At 70.6% G+C, this 20,687-nt stretch carries 14 protein-coding genes; 6 read left to right on the top strand and 8 right to left on the bottom strand.

Going from position 1 to position 20,687, the window contains the following annotated elements:
- Window positions 1-384: 384 nt before the first annotated feature.
- On the bottom strand, window positions 385-651 hold the full coding sequence (gene rpsT, locus ACFRCG_RS36875) for a 30S ribosomal protein S20 (protein WP_380039692.1): 267 nt from the start codon (window positions 649-651) through the stop codon (window positions 385-387).
- A 386-nt stretch (window positions 652-1,037) separates the two neighbouring features.
- On the opposite strand from rpsT, the gene lepA reads away from it, so the two are divergent.
- From lepA to hemW, 3 genes are all read left to right on the top strand, one after another.
- On the top strand, window positions 1,038-2,891 hold the full coding sequence (gene lepA / locus ACFRCG_RS36880) for a translation elongation factor 4 (RefSeq protein WP_126638507.1): 1,854 nt from the start codon (window positions 1,038-1,040) through the stop codon (window positions 2,889-2,891).
- 442 nt (window positions 2,892-3,333) lie between these two features.
- Complete coding sequence (locus tag ACFRCG_RS36885) at window positions 3,334-5,202, top strand: AMP-dependent synthetase/ligase (protein WP_380039694.1); 1,869 nt, start codon at window positions 3,334-3,336, stop codon at window positions 5,200-5,202.
- A gap of 49 nt (window positions 5,203-5,251) precedes the next feature.
- On the top strand, window positions 5,252-6,472 hold the full coding sequence (gene hemW / locus ACFRCG_RS36890) for a radical SAM family heme chaperone HemW (protein WP_380039696.1): 1,221 nt from the start codon (window positions 5,252-5,254) through the stop codon (window positions 6,470-6,472).
- Window positions 6,473-6,772: 300 nt separating this feature from the next.
- Here hemW and ACFRCG_RS36895 read toward each other — a convergent pair whose 3' ends face one another.
- The 4 genes from ACFRCG_RS36895 to ACFRCG_RS36910 all read right to left on the bottom strand — a co-directional run bounded on the left by ACFRCG_RS36895 (window position 6,773) and on the right by ACFRCG_RS36910 (window position 14,684).
- Window positions 6,773-8,746 carry a dynamin family protein gene (locus tag ACFRCG_RS36895; RefSeq protein WP_380039698.1) on the bottom strand — a complete coding sequence of 658 codons (1,974 nt, stop codon included), beginning with the start codon at window positions 8,744-8,746 and terminating at the stop codon, window positions 6,773-6,775.
- Window positions 8,747-8,816: 70 nt separating this feature from the next.
- On the bottom strand, window positions 8,817-11,486 hold the full coding sequence (locus ACFRCG_RS36900) for a dynamin family protein (protein ID WP_380039701.1): 2,670 nt from the start codon (window positions 11,484-11,486) through the stop codon (window positions 8,817-8,819).
- A 43-nt stretch (window positions 11,487-11,529) separates the two neighbouring features.
- Entirely contained in the window at window positions 11,530-12,642 is a 1,113-nt protein-coding gene (locus tag ACFRCG_RS36905) for a hypothetical protein (RefSeq protein WP_380039703.1), read from the bottom strand.
- Window positions 12,639-14,684 carry a dynamin family protein gene (locus ACFRCG_RS36910; protein WP_380039705.1) on the bottom strand — a complete coding sequence of 682 codons (2,046 nt, stop codon included), beginning with the start codon at window positions 14,682-14,684 and terminating at the stop codon, window positions 12,639-12,641. Before ACFRCG_RS36910 ends, ACFRCG_RS36905 begins: the two co-directional genes overlap by 4 nt.
- A 295-nt stretch (window positions 14,685-14,979) precedes the next feature.
- On the opposite strand from ACFRCG_RS36910, the gene ACFRCG_RS36915 reads away from it, so the two are divergent.
- Both ACFRCG_RS36915 and ACFRCG_RS36920 read left to right on the top strand, forming a co-directional pair.
- Window positions 14,980-15,873, top strand: a complete 894-nt coding sequence (locus ACFRCG_RS36915) for a phenylalanine 4-monooxygenase (protein WP_380039707.1) — start codon at window positions 14,980-14,982, stop codon at window positions 15,871-15,873.
- A gap of 116 nt (window positions 15,874-15,989) precedes the next feature.
- Window positions 15,990-16,559 (top strand): Uma2 family endonuclease, encoded by a 570-nt coding sequence (locus tag ACFRCG_RS36920; protein WP_380039709.1) that lies wholly within the window; start codon window positions 15,990-15,992, stop codon window positions 16,557-16,559.
- A gap of 80 nt (window positions 16,560-16,639) precedes the next feature.
- Here the strand turns inward: ACFRCG_RS36920 and ACFRCG_RS36925 are convergent, their stop codons facing one another.
- Genes ACFRCG_RS36925 through ACFRCG_RS36935 form a run of 3 tightly spaced genes read right to left on the bottom strand, consistent with a single transcriptional unit; the run spans window position 16,640 to window position 19,520 of the window.
- Window positions 16,640-17,845: a WD40 repeat domain-containing protein gene (locus ACFRCG_RS36925; protein ID WP_380039711.1), complete on the bottom strand. Its 1,206-nt coding sequence runs from the start codon at window positions 17,843-17,845 to the stop codon at window positions 16,640-16,642.
- A 59-nt stretch (window positions 17,846-17,904) separates the two neighbouring features.
- Window positions 17,905-18,735 (bottom strand): DUF3097 domain-containing protein, encoded by an 831-nt coding sequence (locus tag ACFRCG_RS36930; protein ID WP_380039714.1) that lies wholly within the window; start codon window positions 18,733-18,735, stop codon window positions 17,905-17,907.
- Between the two features lie 29 nt (window positions 18,736-18,764).
- The gene (locus tag ACFRCG_RS36935) at window positions 18,765-19,520 is read right to left on the bottom strand and encodes an MBL fold metallo-hydrolase (RefSeq protein ID WP_380039716.1); all 756 of its coding nucleotides are present in this window, start codon (window positions 19,518-19,520) and stop codon (window positions 18,765-18,767) included.
- A 150-nt stretch (window positions 19,521-19,670) separates the two neighbouring features.
- Between ACFRCG_RS36935 and hrcA the strand changes: the two genes are divergently transcribed.
- Entirely contained in the window at window positions 19,671-20,687 is a 1,017-nt protein-coding gene (gene hrcA, locus ACFRCG_RS36940; protein ID WP_026218791.1) for a heat-inducible transcriptional repressor HrcA, read from the top strand.

Raw genomic sequence — 20,687 nt, forward strand, 5'->3', positions numbered from 1 at the left:
CCACCCTCCCCGCCCCCCGCAGCGCCCACCCCCGCCCCGCCCCCCCCCCCCCCCCCGACGGAGCGAAGCGGAGGAGAAACCACTCCACCACCACCCCGGCCCGGCGGCGCATCCGCCCCACCCCGGCCCGCCCCCCCTTCCGCCCCACCCCGGCCCGGCGGCGCACCCGCCCCCACCCCCACCCGCCGGCGCACCCACCCCCACCCCCACCGATCACCCCACGCGCCACCCATGCTCCACGCCCCGACGGCCAACACCCCATCACCGCCTCCCCCCTCCCCATACACAACAAAAGCGCCGCCCCCCAAGTGGGGAGCGGCGCCCTTGTAGGTGTGCTGAGCGCGGTGCGCTCGGGTGTCACGCCAGGGTGACCGGTGTTGCGAGTCAGCCCTTGGCCGTCGCGACACGCTTCGCCAGGGCCGACTTCTTGTTGGCGGCCTGGTTCTTGTGGATGACACCCTTGCTGACGGCCTTGTCGAGCTTGCGGGCCGCGAGGCGGGTCAGCGCCTCGGCCTGCTCGACATTGCCGGCCTCGGCGGCCTCGCGCGCCTTGCGCACGAAGGTCTTCAGCTCCGACTTGACGGCCTTGTTGCGCTGGCGCGCAATCTCGTTCGTCTTGTTGCGCTTGATCTGGGACTTGATGTTCGCCACGAAAGAGCCTTCTGAGTACTAGGTCGGGATCCGATCCAGGGAGAGGGCCCGTCCGGACGTTGACTTGCGTGGCAGAGACACGTACGCCACACGCGATCCATCAGATTACCAGCAGCCGGCGGTCGGCAAGGACACGGCCCACATTCCGACCCCGCCCGGCCCCGGCCCCGACCCGCCGAACACCCCCGACCCCCGCCGCCAACGCGGCGTACCCATGCCGCATGGGACGATATGGAGGACACCTGTGCTCCGGCGCGTGATCCGATCACGATCACCCGCGGCCCGCACAGGGCACTCGCGACATCCGAGCTTGACCTTTGCTTGACCTTCGCCCGACCCTCGTCCGACCCTCGCCAGTCCACCCGATCGAGAATCTGGAAGCCCGCGTGCCCGCGACCCCGCCAGTGAACGTGCCGGAGCCCAGCCGTACCGACCCGGCGCTGATCCGGAACTTCTGCATCATCGCCCACATCGACCACGGCAAGTCGACGCTTGCCGACCGGATGCTTCAGATCACCGGCGTGGTCGATGCGCGGCAGATGCGCGCGCAATACCTCGACCGCATGGACATCGAGCGTGAGCGCGGCATCACCATCAAGTCGCAGGCGGTGCGGCTGCCGTGGACGGCCCCCGACGGGCAGATCCACATCCTCAACATGATCGACACCCCCGGCCACGTGGACTTCACGTACGAGGTGTCCCGCTCGCTCGCGGCCTGTGAGGGCGCGATCCTGCTGGTCGACGCGGCTCAGGGGATCGAGGCGCAGACGCTCGCCAACCTCTACCTGGCCCTGGAGAACGACCTCCAGATCATCCCGGTGCTGAACAAGATCGACCTCCCGGCCGCCCAGCCCGAGAAGTACGCGGCGGAACTCGCGCACATCATCGGCTGCGACCCGGAGGACGTGCTCAAGGTCTCCGGCAAGACCGGCGTGGGTGTGCCCGAGCTGCTGGACGAGTGCGTACGCCTGGTGCCGCCGCCGATCGGGGTCAAGGACGCGCCGGCCCGCGCGATGATCTTCGACTCGGTCTACGACTCGTACCGCGGCGTGGTCACCTACGTCCGCGTGGTCGACGGCGACCTGAAGAAGCGCGAGCGCATCCAGATGATGTCGACGGGGGTGACCCACGAGCTCCTGGAGATCGGCGTCATCTCGCCCGAGCCCAAGCCGTCCGACGGTCTGAGCGTCGGTGAGGTCGGCTACATCATCACCGGCGTGAAGGACGTTCGGCAGTCCCGCGTCGGTGACACCATCACCTCCCTGCACAACGGCGCCACCGAGGCCCTCGGCGGGTACAAGGACCCGAAGCCGATGGTGTTCTCCGGCCTGTATCCGCTGGACGGCTCCGACTACCCCGAGCTGCGCGACGCGCTGGACAAGCTCCAGCTCAACGACGCCGCGCTGGTGTACGAGCCGGAGACCTCGGTCGCGCTCGGCTTCGGCTTCCGCTGCGGCTTCCTCGGGCTGCTGCACCTGGAGATCGTCCGGGAGCGGCTGGAGCGCGAGTTCAACCTGGAACTCATCTCGACCGCGCCCAGCGTGGTGTACCGGGTCGTCATGGAGGACGGCACCGAGCACACCGTGACCAACCCGAGCGAGTTCCCCGGCGGCAAGATCGCCGAGGTGCACGAGCCGGTGGTGCGGGCCACCATCCTGGCCCCGAGCGAGTACATCGGCACGATCATGGAGCTGTGCCAGACCCGGCGCGGCGTCCAGATCGGGATGGACTACCTCTCCGAGGACCGGGTCGAGCTGCGCTACACGCTGCCGCTCGCGGAGATCGTGTTCGACTTCTTCGACGCGCTCAAGTCCAAGACGCGCGGTTACGCGTCGCTCGACTACGAGACCACGGGCGAGCAGCAGTCCGCGCTGGTCAAGGTCGACATCCTGCTCCAAGGCGAGGCCGTCGACGCGTTCAGCGCGATCGTGCACAAGGACAAGGCGTACAACTACGGCGTCGAGATGACCAAGAAGCTGCGCGAGTTGATTCCGCGTCAGCAGTTCGAGGTGCCGATCCAGGCCGCCGTCGGGGCGCGGGTGATCGCCCGCGAGAACATCCGCGCGATCCGCAAGGACGTGCTCGCCAAGTGCTACGGCGGTGACATCAGCCGTAAGCGCAAGCTGCTCGAGAAGCAGAAGGAAGGCAAGAAGCGGATGAAGATGGTCGGCCGGGTGGAGGTGCCGCAGGAGGCCTTCATCGCGGCGCTGTCCACCGACGACAGCGGCGGGCGGAAGTAGGGCCTGCGGTAGGGCTGCGGACCGGGGTTTGGTCAGGGTTGCGGTTGTGGCCGCGGTCAGGACCGAGACAGGGCTGAAATAGGACATCCGGGCGACGTCGGTCGCCCGGAAGGAGAATCGATTACTCGATTCAGCAACTGATCCGAAAAAGCTACTACCGCGTAGCCCTCGAGCAGCGTACGTTGCGGGTGCATCGGGCAGAATCGATGCACCCGCTTCGTGTTTTGTCCGCGCTGTACCCCGAACCTGTCGGCCGAGCCGCGCACCGAACCAACCATGCTCCATCGTCTGATTCCCGCATCGCCGTCTTCCGCAGACCGGTTGGTCGGTTTCGATGCTCACCCCGGGCACGCGCATACCGGTACCGATACGGGTATGCGATCGCGACACCGCTCGGCACCACCACCACACCCCGGAAACCGCCCTGGACACGGAGGCCGAAGTGAGTTCAGAGTCCGCCGCCATCGAGAACCGTTCGCCGTCCATCGCGGTGGACTTCCTGGAACGGATTCGGGCCACGCCCGACAACGAGGCGTACCGCCACCCGGTCGCGGTGGGCGACGGCGACCGCGAGGAGTGGCGTTCGGTCACCTGGGGGCAGGCGGGCGAGCGGGCCAAGGCGATCGCCGCCGGGCTGGTGGCGCTCGGGGTCGAGGCCGAGGACCGGGTCGCGATCGTGGCCGAGACCCGGCTGGAATGGGTGCTGGCCGACTTCGGGGTGATCTGCGCCGGCGCGGCCACCACCACCGTCTACCCGACCACCAACGCCGACGAGGCCGCCTTCATCCTGACCGACTCCGGCAGCGTGATGGCGTTCGTGGCCGACGACGCCCAACTCGCCAAGCTGCGCGGCGCGCGGGCCGACCTCGCCGGGATACGCAAGGTGATCGTCTTCGACCCGCCGAAACCCGGGCCCGAGGGCGAGCCCGCCGACGACTGGGTGATCACCCTCGCCGAACTGGAGGACCTCGGCCGCGCCCGGCTGGTCGAGGAGCCCGACCTCGTGGAGACCCGCGTCGCCGCGATCACCCGGGACCGGCTCGCGACCCTCATCTACACCTCCGGCACCACCGGTCGGCCCAAGGGCGTCCGGCTCTCGCACGACACCTGGGCGTATCAGGCCGCCGCGCAGGTCGCGATCGGGGACAACGACGCCGACGAACTCCAGTACCTGTGGCTGCCGCTCGCGCACTGCTACGGCAAGGTGATGGTCTGCGGACAGATCCGGATCGGCTATCCGACCGCCATCGACGGCCGGATCCCCAAGCTGATCACCAACCTCCCGATCGTGCGGCCGACGTTCATGGCCGCCGCGCCGCGCGTGTTCGAGAAGGTGTACAACTCCGTGCACATGACGGTGCGCGCCGAGGGCGGCCTCAAGTACCGCGTCTTCCGCTGGGCGATCGGTGTCGGCCGGGAGATGTCGCAGGTCAGGCAGGCCGGCCGGACCCCGTCCGCGGTGCTCGACGCGAAGTATCGGGTGGCCGACCGGCTCGTCTTCGACAAGCTGCGCGCGTTGTTCGGCGGTCGGCTCAAGGGTTGTATCTCCGGCAGCGCGGCGCTCTCGCCCGACGTCGCCGAGTTCTTCGACGCGATCGGCATACCGATCCTGGAGGGGTACGGTCTCACCGAGGCCAGCGCGGGCAGCTCGGTCAACCGCTTCGACCGGCACCGGATCGGTACCGTCGGCCCCGCGCTGCCCGGCTCGGAGATGCGCATCGCCGAGGACGGCGAACTGCTGGTGCGCAGCCCGGCGGTGATGCAGGGCTATCACAACAACCCCGAGGCGACCGCCGACGTGCTCACCGAGGACGGGTGGCTGCGCACCGGCGACATCGCCGTGATCGAGGACGGCTATCTGCGGATCACCGACCGCAAGAAGGACCTGATCAAGACCTCGGGCGGCAAGTACGTCGCGCCCAGCGAGATCGAGGGCCGGTTCAAGGGCCTGTGCCCGTTCGTGAGCAACATCCTCGTGCACGGCGAGGGCCGCAATTTCTGCTCCGCGCTGATCACGTTGGACCCGGACGCGCTGCTGGGCTGGGCCGCGGGGCAGCCGGCGCTGCGGGGCAGGTCGTACGAGGAGCTGGTCGGCACCGAGGAGGTCCGGGTGCTCGTCGCGGACTATCTCGACCGGCTCAACGCCGACCTCCAGCGGTGGCAGACGGTGAAGAAGTTCGCCGTCCTGCCGCGCGACCTGAGCGTCGAACGCGGTGAGCTGACGCCCAGCCTGAAGGTGAAGCGGCGGGTGGTGGAGGAGGAGTACGCGGCGGTCCTGGACGACATGTACAAGGGCACGCTGGTCACCTGAGGGCGGTTGCCGTCGGCGGGTCGGTCGTGTGCTCGTGGACAATGGGGAGATGCCCTCCGCACCCCCCGACGGTCTGCCCGTGCCCGAAGACGGCTCGCTGCCCGCGTCCGCGCTCGCCGAGTTCGCCGGCGCGAGCCGTCCGTTCGGCTTCTATGTGCACGTGCCCTACTGCGCGTCGCGCTGCGGCTACTGCGACTTCAACACCTACACCGCGACCGAACTGGGCGGATCGGCCTCGCAGGGGTCCTACGCGGACGACGCGATCGCCGAGATCCGGCTGGCCCGGCGGCTGCTGGGGGATGTGGACCGGCCGGTGGAGACGGTGTTCTTCGGCGGCGGTACACCCACGCTGCTGCCGGCCGCCGACCTGGCCCGGATCCTGGGGGCGATCCGGGACGAGTTCGGGCTCGCGGCGGGGGCGGAGGTGACCACCGAGGCCAATCCCGAGTCGGTGGATCCGGCCTACCTGGACACGCTGCTCGCGGGCGGGTTCAACCGGCTGTCGTTCGGCATGCAGAGTGCGCGCGAGCACGTATTGCGGGTCCTGGACCGGCGGCACACCCCGGGGCGGCCCGAGCGGTGTGTGGCCGAGGCGCGCGCGGCCGGGTTCGAGCACGTGAACCTGGACCTGATCTACGGCACGCCGGGGGAGTCGGACGACGACTGGCGGGCCTCGCTGGACGCGGTGCTCGGCGCGGGGCCGGACCATGTCTCGGCGTACGCGCTGATCGTCGAGGACGGTACGCGCATGGCCGGGCGGGTGCGGCGGGGCGAACTGCCGATGCCGGACGACGACGTGCTCGCCGACCGCTACCTGATGGCGGACGAGGCGTTCGGGGCGGCGGGGCTCGGGTGGTACGAGGTGTCCAACTGGGCGACCGACGCGGCGGCGCGGTGCCGGCACAACGAGCTGTACTGGACCGGGGCCGACTGGTGGGGGGCGGGGCCGGGGGCGCACAGCCACGTGGGGGGTGTGCGGTGGTGGAACGTGCGGCATCCCGCCGCGTATGCGCAGCGGTTGGCGGCGGGTTCGTCCCCCGGGCAGGGGCGCGAGTTGCTTGGCGCGGAGGATCGGCGGGTCGAGCGGATCCTGCTGGAGCTGCGGCTGGTGGAGGGGGTTCCGCGCTCGCTCCTCACGGAGGTGGGGAAAAAGGCGGCGGATCGGGCGGTGGCGGATGGTCTGCTTGTCCGCGACGCGGGGGATCGGGTCGTGTTGACCTTGCGGGGGCGGCTGTTGGCCGACGCGGTCGTGCGGGATTTGGTCGACTAGCGCCGTTCGCCTCAAGCGCCGGCGGGGCTGGGTGGCCTCAAGCGCCGGCCGGGCTGTTTCGCCTCAGGCGCCGGCGGGGCTGGGTGGCCTCAAGCGCTGGCCGGGCTGTTTCGCCTCAGGCGCCGGCGGGGCTGGGTGGCCTCAAGCGCCGGCCGGGCTGGTTGGCCTCATGTGCCCGGCCGGGCGTTTTGCCTTGAGTGTTGGTCCGGTTGCTTGGGCTGAAGGGTTCTTGTGGGTGCTTGGTTCCGAGCGCCGGCCCGGTTGGGGTTTGCTCGGCCGGGGCTCGGAGGGGGTTTGCGTTTACATGGCTACGTCCATGATCAAGTCGGCCAAGGACTCGTCGACTCGGTTCAGTTCCTGGGCGTAGCGGCGCATTTCGGTGCTTTCGCGCTTTGCATCGGATTCGCCCTGTTCCTTCGTGCGCAGGGCCGCGCCGACCTCGTCGCGGATGGACTTGATTTCCGCGTCCAGGCCCTGGGCGATCGCGTCGCGCATCTTGCGGAGTTGTTTGACGACCTCTTCGCCCAGGTTGGTGACGTCGGTGTCGGCCTGCTTGCGCAGTTCCAGCTGCACCTGTTCGGCCACCTGCTCCTTGAGCCGGCGGTTGGCCTTGTTCAGTTGCAGCGCGCCCTTGAACACGGTCGAGCCGAGCACCGCGCCCAGGATCACGAACGGTCCGAGGCCGACCAGGAACGCCGCCGTGCCGACCGCGATCTGCGGGAGCAGCGCGGTGAGCATCGAGCGCAGGTTGAACTTGCCGCCGGAGACCGCCGTCGCCGGGTCGAGCACGAAGCTGACCGCGTCGGCGAGCAGTCGCTCGATCGGCGTCGAGGGTTTGCCGTCCTCCTCCGTGCCGACCGGTCCGGCGGTGAGCGAGGCCCGGATCTCGTCGATGCGCGTGACGAACTGCTTCACGTCGTCGTCGATCATCCGCTCCATGTCCTCGACACGGCGCGCGACGAGCGGTTTGAGTTCGTTCTCCTGCCACTGCGCGAACTCGACCTGGACCCGCCCGGAGAGGTGGTCGGTGATCTCCTTGACCGCCGCCTCCATCTTCTCCCTGGCGTTGAACGGGTTGGCGCCGATGGTGTTGCTCGGGTCGTATTCCTGCGCCCAGGTCGGGATGTTCGCGGCGACCCGGTCCATGAACCGTCGGGTCGCGCCCTCGACCTCGCCGCGGGTCTCGCGCAGGTGTTCCTCCATCTGCGCGACGATCACCCGCCGGTTCTGCTCCAGGCGGGTCAACGGACCCTGGACCCGCTCGTAGGTGGCGCGCAACTCCTCCACGTCCTGGGTGAGCAGCGCCTCCTTGCGGTCGATCTGCTCGCGCGCCTCGATCAGCAGGTACTTGAGCTCCCGGGCGGGGGACAGGATCTTGGCCCGGCCGCGCTCGCGGGTCAGGAACTCCTCCAGGCCGCGTTCGAGTTCGGGCATCCCGGACCCTGCCAGCAGGTCCGGGTCGCCCTTTTGCCGACCGGTCAGCGCGGCCCGGGCGTTGACGAAGAAGACCCGGTCCGGGCGGGAGAGGTAGGGCGAGAGGCGCTTGCGGATCTCCCGCCGCACGTCCTCGCGTTCCTCCTCCTCGACCAGGTTGATCTTGTTGCCGACGTAGAAGACGTCCTCGTGGCCGCGCGCCTTGACGTGCACGTCGAGGAACAGCTGCTCGCTGCGCGACATCGCGGCCTGACAGTCCACCACGAACACCAGCACGTCGGCCTGTTCGAGGTAGTTCAGGGTGACCTTCTCCCGCTCCGGTGCCTCGTTCAGGCCGGGGGAGTCGACCACCACCACGCCGTTGCGGCACAGTTCGAGCGGCCAGCGCACCACCGCCCGCTCGTAGGGGTTCGGGGTGTTGTCGTCGTCCGCGCCGATGGTGACGTAGTCGGCGATCTCGTCCACGCCGACGGTCAGCGGCTCACCGGCGCTGCCGTCCGCCTCCAGCGGGTAGATCAGCGCCGAGCGGGTGTCGCCCCACGTCACCTCGTTGATGATCGCGGTGCACGGTCGGGCGAAGGAGGGCAGTACCTTCTCGCCGAGCATCGAGTTGATCACGGTGCTCTTGCCGCGCTTGAACTCGCCGACGATCATCACCTTGAACGCCTCGGACGCGGCCCGCTGCTTCAGCGAGTCCAGCTTCTTGACGCCCGCGCCGATGCGCAGTCCGGCCACGATCGGCGTGAGCCGATCGATCAGGCCGACCAGGGTCTCCTGCCGTGCCCGCCACGCGCCGTACCCCGCGTAGGCCCCATCGGCCGCCCCGTGACCCGTGTCCACCTGACCGCTCCCCTCCTCGACGGCTGCCCGAGGCCGGGACCTGTTCCGGTCCCGGCATCGGCGTCCGGCACTAGCCTCTGGCGCCCAGCATGGTGTTGAGCTGAACCCCCAGCTGCTCGCTGCGCGAGACCAGATCCTGCCATGCGGGTCCATCGGCGCCGACCTTGGCCAGCGCGGTCTGCCGATCGGTGCGCCAGGCCCGCTGGCCGCGCACCGCCTCGTCCATCACTCCGGCGTACAGCGTGTGCAGCCGCTTGGAGACCTCCTCGGAGAAGCCGCCGAGGACTTCCTCGACCATCGGCTCCAGGGCCTTCATCGCCTGTGCGCGCTGTGCCTCGGTCAGCGAGGTCGACTTGACCTCGCCGAGCACCATGCCGCCGGCCGACGCCGCCATGCTCGCGCCCATCGGCAGCGCGGCGACGCCGCCGGTGAGCGGGATCAGCAGCGCGCCGAGCACGGCGAGACCGGTCGGGCCGATCCGCCAGGCGAGCTTGCGGCTCTTGAGGTCCTTCAGGCCCAGCGACTCCGCCTCGCCGAGTTCGAACTCGGTGGACAACTGCTCGACCTTCTCCAGGCGGTAGCCGCTGCCGCGCCCGAAGTGCAACTTCATCTTCGCGTCCAGCCACTGCACGTCGGCCTGCACGCTGGAGTGCAGCTGGGCCTCGAACTTCTTGGCCAGCGCGGTCAGTTCGCGGCGCAGTCGGAACGGCAGGTCGCGCTCCCACCAGGTCCGGGCGTCGGGCGCGCGCTCGAGTTCGTAGCGCAGCGTGTCCAACAGGTCCCCGCGCGAGAGCTGCAGGTGCTCGCGGAACTTCTCCGACGTCTGCGTGCGGCGCTGCTGGAGCTCGACCCGGACCCGGCCCCATTCGCCGGCCATGCGGTCGATCTCCACCTCGGACTCCTCGACGGCGCGCCGCCGTTCCGCCTCGCCGAGCGCCGCGGTGGCCAGTCCGTCCCGACCCAGGCCCGCCATCTCGTCGAGCAGCGCGAGCAGTTGGCCCGCCGTCTGGCGCGAGCGCATGCTGCGCCGGCCGCCGGAGGTGGTGTATTCGGTGATCCGCGCGTACACGCCGGCCGCGGGCGAGGCGTCCTCGCGATGCGGGCCGGCCAGTACCCGCAGGGTCGGCGAGATGCGTCGCACCCGGCCGCCGAGGTAGTCGACGATGTCCTCGCGCTCGTCCTCGTCGACGGTGTCCAGCTTGGACACCACCACGGTGATCCGCGGCACGTGCCGGGCGATCACCTCCTCCTCCAGGAACGCGGTCTCGGACAGGCCGAGCGGCGCGCTCGCGGAGACCACCATCAGCACCGCGTCGCTGGCCGCGACCGTACGCCGGACCAGGTCCTCGGTCCGGCGGTCCAGATCCTCCGCGTCCTCGCCCTTGCCCCGACCCGCGTTGACCCCGGGGGTGTCCACCAACTCGACGTCCAGGCGGGCCAGTTCGGGTTCGGCCACGAGCACGCGCACGCCGACCAGGCGGGGTGCGTCCGCGTCGTGGTCCTCGCTCAGCCGATACACCTCGTCCCAGGCCGCGGCCACCGCCGGACGCGGCTCGGCGCGCCCGTCGGCGAACTGCAGCTCCAGGCGCGGCTCGGGTCCGGCGACGACCACCAGGGGCACCGGGGTGTGCCGGCCCTCGGGCAGCACGGGGGCGCCGAGCAGCCGGTTGATCAGCGACGTCTTGCCGCGGCCGAACTCGCCGACCACCGCGATCCGCAGCCCCGGTCGGCGCATCCGCGCCCGCAACCGGTCCAGCTCGGCGGCGATCGCGTCCAGGCCGAAGTCGGTGGCGATGGTGTGCGCGTCGTTGATCCGCCGGCCGAGCGTGGTCGCCGAGGGCGCCTGCCGGACCAGGCTCGTCACCGAGCCCGGAGGCGTCGCGGCGGGGGCGGGCGGCGGAGCCGACACCGGTGCGGCGGGGGCCTCCGCGGCCGGCCGCGGCGCCGGCGGCCGAGGTGCGGCCGGCGCACCCGCGCCGCCCGCACCACCCGCGCCGGGCCCACCCCCGAGGCGCCCCGCCCATCCCTGGTTGGGCCCCGGTGTACCGGAAGAGTCGTCGCCCGCCGGGCGCGGACCCGGAGCCGGGGCCTGCCTCCGGTCCGCCGTCTGCCCCGACGGGCCGGGTCGGCCGGTGGGCGAGTCGCCCGAGTCGCGCCGCGCGCCCGCCTCACGCGGTGCGCCCGCGCGCAGCCACGAGGCGGTCGACGGCACCAGCCGGTGATACGCGGCCACGGCCCCCACGGGCATGACCCGCGCGTAGAGCCCGGCGAGGATCTTCGGTCCGCCGCGCGCGTCCGCCTCCGGGTCGGCCAGGAATCGGCCGAGCGACTGGAAGAAGCGGGCCCGCTCCGCCAGCGCGTCCGGCTGCATCGACAACGTCCAGGCGGACACGTCCGAGATGGTGCCCTCCACCGATGCGGCGACCTCGGGCAGCTCGCTCAGCTTGACGTGCCGCAGCACGTTCTCGCTCGGCCAGGCCCACTGGACCGCGCCCCACACCGGGTGGATCGGCAGCTCCCGCCGTCCCGGGGTGGCCTTGCCGACCCCGATCAGGCTCCACAACGTCCAGCCGTCGGCGGTCCGCTCCGGCACCGGCGGCAGTGCCACCGACTCCATGGTGACCCAGCCGCGCAGCTCGTCGCTGCGGTGGATCCCGCTCAGCAGACCCGCGACGCCCGGGCGGCGGCGTGGTTGTACCTGCGCGGCCTGGCGCAGCACGTGTTCACGATCGAACGACATGTGTGTTCCCTGCTCCCGTCGAATGTGTGGTGGTGTCGAACGATCAGGCATGCGTGGGGTGGGCCACGATCATCGTGGTGTCCCGGTCCTGCCACGCGTTGACGAAGTCGGCGAGCGGAATCGGCTCGACCTTGCCGAACGGCGCGCCCGGGTCGTTGAGCAGCACGTACGTCGACCCGTCGGGCCGGGTGTCGACGCCGGTGACCCACACCGCGTGCCCCATCGTGGGGTCCTGCTCCAGCGGCGCGCCGGTGGTCGCGTCGTGCAGCGGCGACCAGATCTCCTGCGCGTCGAGGGCGACGATCACCTGGTCGCCCTTCTGCAGGGCGTCGAGCATCTGCCGCATGTCCGCGCCCGGGACCATGTCCGTGTCCACGCCGTGCATTTCGAGCAGCTTGCCGATGTCGCTGGTCATGGTGCCGTTGGCGGGGTCGTAGATGCCCGCCTGCTGGGCCTCGGCCACCAGCGCGTTCTCGTCCATCGGCATGCCGGTGAGCTTCTCCAGGATCATGCCCTGGGAGACCACCGCGCAGCTGGTGTTGCCGGCCTGCTGGTGCCAGTACTTGGCGTCGCCGACCGGGTCGCCGGTGCCATGGAACTGCTCCGGAGCCCAGTCCGGCGCGTGGTAGGTCCAGTTGCCCTGGTCGTCGTAGACCGCGCCCCACGACGCGGGCGTCGCCTCGGCGTAGGTGCTCGGGTCGTACGAGGCCGGGTCGGCGTACGGGTCGGTGCCGTAGGGGTCGCCGTACGGATCGCCGTACGGGTCGCTGCCGTACGGGTCGCCGTAGGGATCGGTGAACGGGTCGCCGTACGGGTCCAGGTACGGGTTGTTGACCTGGTCGTCGTGCCACTGCTGACTGGGCGTGGGCTGGTTGCCGTCGGTCGGGTCGAACGCCTTCGGGTCCCACGCGTCGACCTTGCCGTCGCCGTCGCTGTCCGCCTGGAACGGGTCGTAGTTGGGGTCGTGCAGCGGATCGAAGTTGGGATCCGTGTACGGAAGGGTGGAGTTCGGGTAGGCGCCGTTGAATCCGCCGGACGCGTCGGTTTCCCACAGTGGTGCCGCCCCGACGCTTCCCCCGTCGGCGGTGTCCACTGTGTCGATGGTGTCGTCGGAGACCACCGCGAACAGGTCGTCGTCGTGCGTGTAGTCGCTCATCTGCCGAAATCCCCCCGGTGCGTGAGGCGTTCGCGTTGGCTGTTCACCGTGGCGCGACGCCGTTCCGTCTGCCTGTCCGCGTCCTGCAACAGGTTTCTGCGAGCCGCGAGAATATCCTCACGGCGTTGATGTTCGGCCACCAGTTCGGCGACCGTCGCCTCGTAGGTGGCCCGGTAGCGGTCCACGTGTTGCGAGACGTCCTGCGAGTAGTGCGTGGTGGCCGTGCGCACGGCCTCGTCGATCTGTCCGGACAAACCGTCCGCGACGGTTCGCAGTGTCTGATGCATTTCGGTGCGCGCGTGGTTCCGCAGGGCCGTCATGTCGGTGGATGACAACGAATCGGCCACTTTGGCGATGAATCCGCCGAATCCGATCCGTCCGGGAGGGGCGCCCTGGGAGCCGTTGCGGGCGCCGCCGAACCACTGGTCCAGGGCGCCGCCGATCCGCGCGCCCGGGGTTTTGGGCGCGGTCGGGTCGAGTCGGACGGCCCGGATCTGCTGGGTCACCCCCGTGACGGAGCTCTCGTACGCCCGCATCGCCGCGTCCGCGAGCTGATGCCCGGTCAGCACGGTGACCGCCTCCGATCCGGCCGGTCGGGCCACCGCGCCGAGGCGGGCGTAGGCGGCGGCGAACGCGGTGTCGGCGGCGGCGCGCGCGGTCTCGGCCGCGGTCGACAGCGCGCCGGTGACCGCCTGTTGCACGATGTCGCCGATCCGGGGCAGGCCGCGCCGGATCAGTTCGGGGGCCTGTTCGGCGAGCACCGCGCGCAGTTCGTCGGGGGTGTTCGCGCGCTCCAGGGCCCGATCGATCTCGTCCCGGGTGTAGCCCCACCACTGCGGGGCCATGCCGCCGACCGCCTGCTGGGCGCGCTGGGCGCCGGCGCCGAGCAGGCGCGCGGTCTCGCCGTGTTGGGCCCGGACGAAGGCGGCCATGTCGGCGATCCGCGCCTCGGCCAGTTCCGCCTCCTCGGCGTCGAGCCGCTGTTCGGCCAGCGTCACCTCGTGGCGCAACTCGTCGAGCAGGTCCTCCAGCAGTCGCAGCAGGTGGTCGGAGACCGCGACGATGCGCTGGCGCCGCATCAGGTCGCGCAGCCGGGCCACGGTGCGCGGAAACTCCTCCGCCCAGTGCTCCTGTTCGGGGCCGCGCAGCGGCCGTCCGGTGGCCAGTCGCACCACCGGCTCGGCGGCGACCGGTTCCAGGACCGGGTCGGGCACACCGAGCATCCGGGCGAACCGCTGTCGGACGTGGGCGAGCAGATCGTCCCGTTCGTCCTCGTCGATGTGGTCCATCTTGGTGACGAGGATGATGCAACGGCGCAATTGCCCCGGATCGAGCGCATCGGTGAGGAATTCGGTCAGCGACACCGGCGACGGCGACGTGGACGCGGTCAGTACGGCCGCCACGTCGGCGACGTCGCGCATCACCGCGCGCGTGATCTCCGTGTGACCTGCCCGGGCGTTGGTTCCGGGCGTGTCGATGATCACCAGGCCGTCGCGCAGCGCCGGCGCGGGGTGGCGGACCTCCAGGCTCTGCACCCGCGGGGCGATCGCCTCGTCGGCGGTGAGCAGGCGCAGGATGCCGGCGGTGTCCTCGGGGATCGGGGTGTCCGGCGCGAGGTGCGCGAGCATCCGGCCGAGCGGGCTGTCCGCCCCGGTGTAGCGCCCGGAGGGGTACACGTAGCGGATCCCGTGGCCGGTGAAGCGCACCTCGACGGAGAACTCCTCCCCGTGGGTGATCCTGGTGGCGGCGCCGGTGGTCGGCAGCGCCGAGGTGGGCAGCAGGTCGTCGGCCAGCAGTGCGTTGACGAAGGTGCTCTTGCCGGCCGAGAACTCGCCGATCACCGCGAGGTAGTAGCGGTCGTCCCGGAGCCGGGTCTCGATCTCGCGGATGCGGGCGGTCAGTTCCCCGAGTCGTTCCTGGTCGCCGACGATGCGGCGGACCATCGCCAGTGCGAAGTCGAGATGGTTGGAGGTCTCGGTCAGTGCCTCGACCACCTCGCGTCGCCTCGCCCGATCCCCGGCGATGCCGTGTGAATCCACCACCGCGCCCCCTCTCGACGGTGCCCTCCCCGATGTACGGGCGATCCTGTCACGCGGGCGGGAATCCCGTCTCGATCTGTGGACGGTGCGTTCGGCGTGACCGTCTGCACCCCTGTGCCCCTTGTGTGACGCCCGTCCGGATGATGCGATGAGGACGTCGAGGCGATCCCTCGCAGCTGATTCCCGTTGCCGTGGCCCCCGACCCGATCGGTCTGAATGGCATGAAAACGGCGCATACTGGTTGCGTGGGTGCCGCGACTTGTCCGGCGAGTCGATTCCGATGCGATCAGGAGATGGCATGTTCGAGGAGGCCCAGTATCTGGCCCCGGTCACCCGTAGGGCCGACGGCGGAGTCGAGGTCGAGCTGTCCCGCAGCCACCCCGGGTTCGCGGACGAGGTGTACCGCGAACGCCGGAACCGGATCGCCGCGCTGGCGCTGGACCACCACCGCGGCGACCCGATCCCGGAGGTCGAGTACACCGACGAGGAGCACGAGGTCTGGCGCCTGGTCTCCCAGGAGTTGTCCGCCTCGCACACGGAGTACGCGGTCGCGGACTACCTGGACGGCGCCGCGCGCCTGAAGCTGCCGACCGAGCGGATCCCCCAGTTGGAGGAGGTCAGCGAGGCGCTGCAGCCGCTCACCGGCTTTCGCTACCTGCCCGCGGCGGGCCTGGTCCCGCTGCGCGACTTCTACGGGTCGCTGGCCGACTCCTACTTCCACTCCACGCAGTACATCCGCCACCACAGCGTGCCGCTGTACACCCCCGAGCCGGACGTCGTGCACGAGGTGATCGGCCACGCCAACATGCTCGCCTCGGACCGCTTCGCGGCGCTGTACCGGGTCGCGGGCGAGGCGGCCCGCCGGGTGGAGAGCCGCGAGGCGCTGGAGTTCGTCTCCAAGGTCTTCTGGTTCACCCTCGAATTCGGCGTCATGCACGAGGGCGGCGCGCTCAAGGCCTACGGCGCCGGGATCCTGTCCTCCTACGGCGAGATCCGCGAGTTCCGTACGGTCGACATCCGCGACCTGGACCTGGTCGCGATGGGCACGATGCAATACGACATCACGCACTACCAGGACATCCTGTACGCCGCTCACTCGATGACCCAGCTGGAAGAGGTCGTCGGCACGTTCTGGGCGGACTGCACCGACGACACCATCGCCGCCCTGTCGGCCTCGGCGAAGACCCCGTAGCGCCGCTTCACGTAGTCGTTCACCCGTGCGGGTGACCCGAGCGAAAACGTTCGGATCACCCGCACGACGCGTCCCTATGCTCGCCTCGACTACGGAAGGGGTTGAGAATGTCTGTCATGGCACACGAGATCCCCGCGCAGGAAGACGTCATGCTCGACGGCTTCCTGGCGTTGGACACCCCCTTGGGCTTCCGCGCCGAGTTCATCGAGGGGGACATCGTCGTGACACCACCGCCGATGGGGAATCACGAGCGCATCATCAGTGCGGTGGTTCGCCAGATCCTGAGCCGATCGGCCGTGCCGATGGATTTCTCCGGCGGCAAGGGATTGGTGGTGGCCGCCGGTGGGGGACTCGCCCGCAACCACGTCATCCCGGACGGCACGTTCGCGCCCGAGGATCTGGACCTGTTCCTGGACGCCGAATCGTGGATGCCGTGCGCCGGGGTTGCCCTGGTCCTGGAGGTGACGTCGTATCGCGCCGGCTTCGATCGTGAACAGAAGCGACGGGCCTATGCCCGCAGCGGCATCCCGCTGTACCTGCTGGTGGATCGAGAGCAGAGCAAGGTCACGCTCTTCCTGACGCCGAAGGGTGACGACTACCTGGAGGGTCACACCGGTCCCTTCGGCAAGCAGATCGATCTTCCCGCGCCGTTCTCGATGACGTTGAGCACCAGCAGGTTCGTCTGACGAACCATGGTCCGGGCGTCACCGTTCGAGTGACGCCGTGCCGAAGCCGACGGGTTGTTCGGCGCGCCCGGGAGGATGTCCTACACCCGGCGGACGAAGACTCGGCCGAAGTCGCCGCCGGTGGCCAGGAGGGTGCCGTCGGCGGAGAAGGCCAGGCGGCGGACACGTTGTTCGTCGTGGCCGGGGAGGGCGACGGCGTCGCGCTCGCGCAGATCCGCGTCGTATACGCGCAGGGCGCTCGTACGATGACCGCCCACCGCGATCCGCCTGCCGTCCGGCGAGTAGGCCCACGCGTAACAGGTCGCCCAACCGTTCGGGTGGTGCGGATCGGCCAGGTGCCAGGCCGGCTCGCCGGTGTCGATCGAGATCGCGAACGGCCCGTGCACCCGGCCCCGGTTGACCAGGAGCAGCGTCTCGCTCGGGTCGAAGCCGAGGTCGCCGATCTCCCACTCCAGCGGCACCCGCGCGACCGGGCGGCCGGCGTCCACGTCCCACACCTCGACCTCGTTGGTCGGATCGGCGCTCGCGTCGCGGTGCCCGTACACCAGCCCGCGACTGACCCGCCACACCGCGAGCAGCCGACCCGAAGGGGACAGCGCGGCGCCCCGGCACTCGGTGGTCGGCGATCGGGTGGACACCTCGCAGACCGGGGCGCCGGCCGCGTCCAGGACACGCACCCGGTCGTCGGCGTCGAAGACCACCAGGCGGCGCCGGGCCGCGTCCCAGGCCGGCTGCACGGTGTGCGGATTGAACAGGGCGTTCTCGAACTGCCGGTAATCCGCCAGCGGTTCCTCGTGCAGCGTGCCCAGGTCCAGTCGCCGGGTCGAGCCGCCGACGGTGTAGACCACTGCCGATCCGGTCGCGTCGAACAGCGCGGTGTCGATGCCGGTCAGCCGCTCGGCCGCGGGCACCGCGTGCACCGTGCGGCGGACCCCGGTCGCCACGTCCACGAGCCGGATCGCGCCGTCGTAGGCGATCAGCACGGTGCGGCCGTCCGGATGCAGGTCCATGGCCCGGGAAGAGGTCTTGCCCGGCGGCATGAACTCCAGCACCACCGGATCCTCGGCCCCGCCCAGTCGCACGAACCCGGCGCGCATCGCCTTGCCCACCTCCCGGCGCAGCGCGATCACGGCGGCGGCCGGGTCGGCGAAGTCCTTGCGCGTCTCCCGGGCCGCCCCGTCACCCGAGCGGGCGGACCGGACGAACGTGGTGTCGAAGGCGCCGAACATCCGATACTTGGGTCCGGCCGAGTCCGGCAATACGAGGGTGATCTCTTCCTGCGCCATCGCCGTACGGTAGCGCCGCGGGTGGCGCGGCGAGGCCGGCCATCGCGTCGACCGGGGCCTCACCCCTCGGGCGGCGCCGTCACGAAGTCGATGAGTTCCTCGACCCGCCCGAGCAGGGCCGGTTCCAGGTCGCGGTACGAGTCGACCGCCGCGAGGACGCGGCGCCAGGCCGCGGGCGGGTTCACCGGCCAGCCGAGGGCCGCGCAGACGCCCTCCTTCCACGGGACGCCGCGCGGGACGTCCGGCCAGGCCGCGATGCCGACGGAGGCGGGGCGTACCGCCTGCCAGACGTCGATATAGGGGTGTCCCACCACGAGCACGTGGTCGCCGCTCACCCGGCCCGCGATCCGGCTCTCCTTGGAACCGGGCACCAGGTGGTCGACCAGCACGCCCAGGCGGCGACCCGGGCCCGGCGCGAACTCGCGGACCACGTCCGGGAGATCGTCGACGCCCTCCAGATACTCCACGACCACGCCCTCGATCCGCAGGTCGTCGCCCCACACCCGCTCGACCAACTCGGCGTCGTGGCGGCCCTCGACGTAGATCCGCCCGGCGCGCGCGACCCGGGCCCGGGCGCCCTGTACCGCGATCGAGCCCGACGCGGTGCGCCCCGGGACACGGGCCGGACCGGGAGCGGTCGGTCGGACCAGGGTGACCACCTCGCCGTCGATCAGGAACCCGCGCGGATCCATCGGGAACACCCGCAGCCGCCCGTGCCGATCCTCCAGCGTGACGGTGAAGCCCTCGGGGGTCCTCTCCACCCGGACCACCGCGCCGCAGAAGCCGGTGGACGCCTCCTCCACCACCAGATCGCGTTCGGCCGCGACCTCCGGGACGGGCTTGTCCTTCTTCCGTCCCGGGATCAGCGACTCGGGTCCATAGCTGCGCATGACCACGACGCTAACCGGGTGACGGTACGTCAGTCCGGTACGACGCGCCCGGCGGCCACCTCGGCCAGCCAACGGTTCTGCCGGATCACGAACTCCTCGTCGACCACCGCGCCGTGTCCGGGCAGCCAGACACTCGCGTCCAACGCCCGCACCCGGGCCAGCGAATCGCTCCACTCGGCGGCGAAGGCGTCCGAGCCGAAGACCGGCGGCCCGCTCTCCTCCACCATGTCCCCGGCGATCAGCACGCCGCAGTCCGGTACGTGGACGACCACGTCGTGGTCGGTGTGCCCACGACCGGGCGCGAACAGCACCACCTCGCGCCCGCCCAGGTCCACCGTCACCGGCGTGCCCGCGGACACCGGGCGGGTCGGCGGCACGATCCGCGCCGCGCGCATCAGCTCCGGGTCGAACCCGTGCGCGACGCCGCTCGCCCGCCCGGCCTCGGCCCACCGCTCCAGATACCGCGGCAGGTCCGCGTGTCCCCAGACCTCCGCGTCGGGGAAGGCGCGCAGCACCTCGTCGTTGCCGTAGCAGTGGTCGAAGTGACCGTGGGTGTTCACCACCGCGACCACCCGGTCGGGCAATCCGTGCCCGGGCAGTTCGCGGGCCAGCGAGGCCAGGATGTCGGCGGCCTCGTGGTCGTGCGAACCGGTGTCCACGAGCAGGACGCCGTCCCGCCCCGTGACGACCGCCACATTCAGTTCGAGGCCGGGCAAACGACGACGCAGTACGCCCGGCCCGATCGGCTCCCACGTGGCGTGTTTCGGCTGTTCGGCGCGTAGCATGCGTCAACCTTGGCACGGACGCAGGGGTACGGTCCGGATCGGGTGACCCGTACACTGGCACTCGGCGGGACGGAGTGCCAACCAGTGGGACGAACCACCGCCTACGCGACACGGCAACGGGTGGAAGAACGGGTCAGGGAGGTGCGCACCATGCTCGACGATCGGAAACAGGACGTGCTGCGTGCCATCGTGCAGGACTACGTGGCGACCCAGGAGCCGGTCGGCTCCAAGGCGCTCGCGGACCGACACAACCTCGGGGTCTCCCCGGCCACCATTCGCAACGACATGGCCGCGCTGGAGGAAGAGGGCTACATCACGCAGCCCCACACCAGCGCCGGCCGGGTGCCCACCGACAAGGGCTACCGGCTGTTCGTCGACCGCCTCGCGGGCGTCAAGCCGCTGTCCGGCGCCGAGCGCCGGGCGATCCAGACCTTCCTGGCCGGCGCGGTCGACCTGGACGACGTGGTGGGCCGTACGGTCCGGCTGCTCGCGCAGCTGACCCATCAGGTCGCCGTCGTGCAATACCCCTCGCTGACCCGCTCGACGATCCGGCACGTCGAGCTGCTCACCCTCGCGCCCACCCGGGTCATGCTGGTGCTGATCACCAGCACGGGCCGGGTCGAGCAGCGGGTGATGGACACGCCGGGCCCGGTCGGCGAGAACCTGCTCGCCGACGTCCGGGCGCGGCTGAACAGCCGCATCACCGGCAAGCGGTTCGCCGATGTGCCGTTGCTGGTCCAGGATCTCGCCGAGCCGTTCACCGCCGAGGAACGGCCGATCGTGGCGGGCATCCTGGCCACCCTGCTCGACACCCTGGTCGAGCACAAGGAAGAGAAGGTCGTCCTGGCCGGGACGGCCAACCTGACCCGTTTCGGCATGGACTTCCCGAACACGATCCGCCCGGTCCTGGAAGCACTCGAGGAACACGTCGTATTGCTGCGGCTGTTGGGCGAGGCGACCGACCCGGGCATGGTCGTGCGGATCGGACACGAGAACATGCACGAAGGACTGGCCGCGACCTCGGTGGTCGCCGTCGGATACGGCAGTGGGCAGGAAACACTGGCGAAGCTCGGGGTGCTCGGGCCGACCCGGATGGACTACCCCGGAACGATGGGAGCGGTGCGCGCCGTGGCACGGTACGTCGGACAGATCCTCGCGGAGTCGTAG

Origin of the sequence: Embleya sp. NPDC056575 (assembly GCF_042793325.1) — a bacterium.
Classification (GTDB): Bacteria; Actinomycetota; Actinomycetes; order Streptomycetales; family Streptomycetaceae; genus Embleya.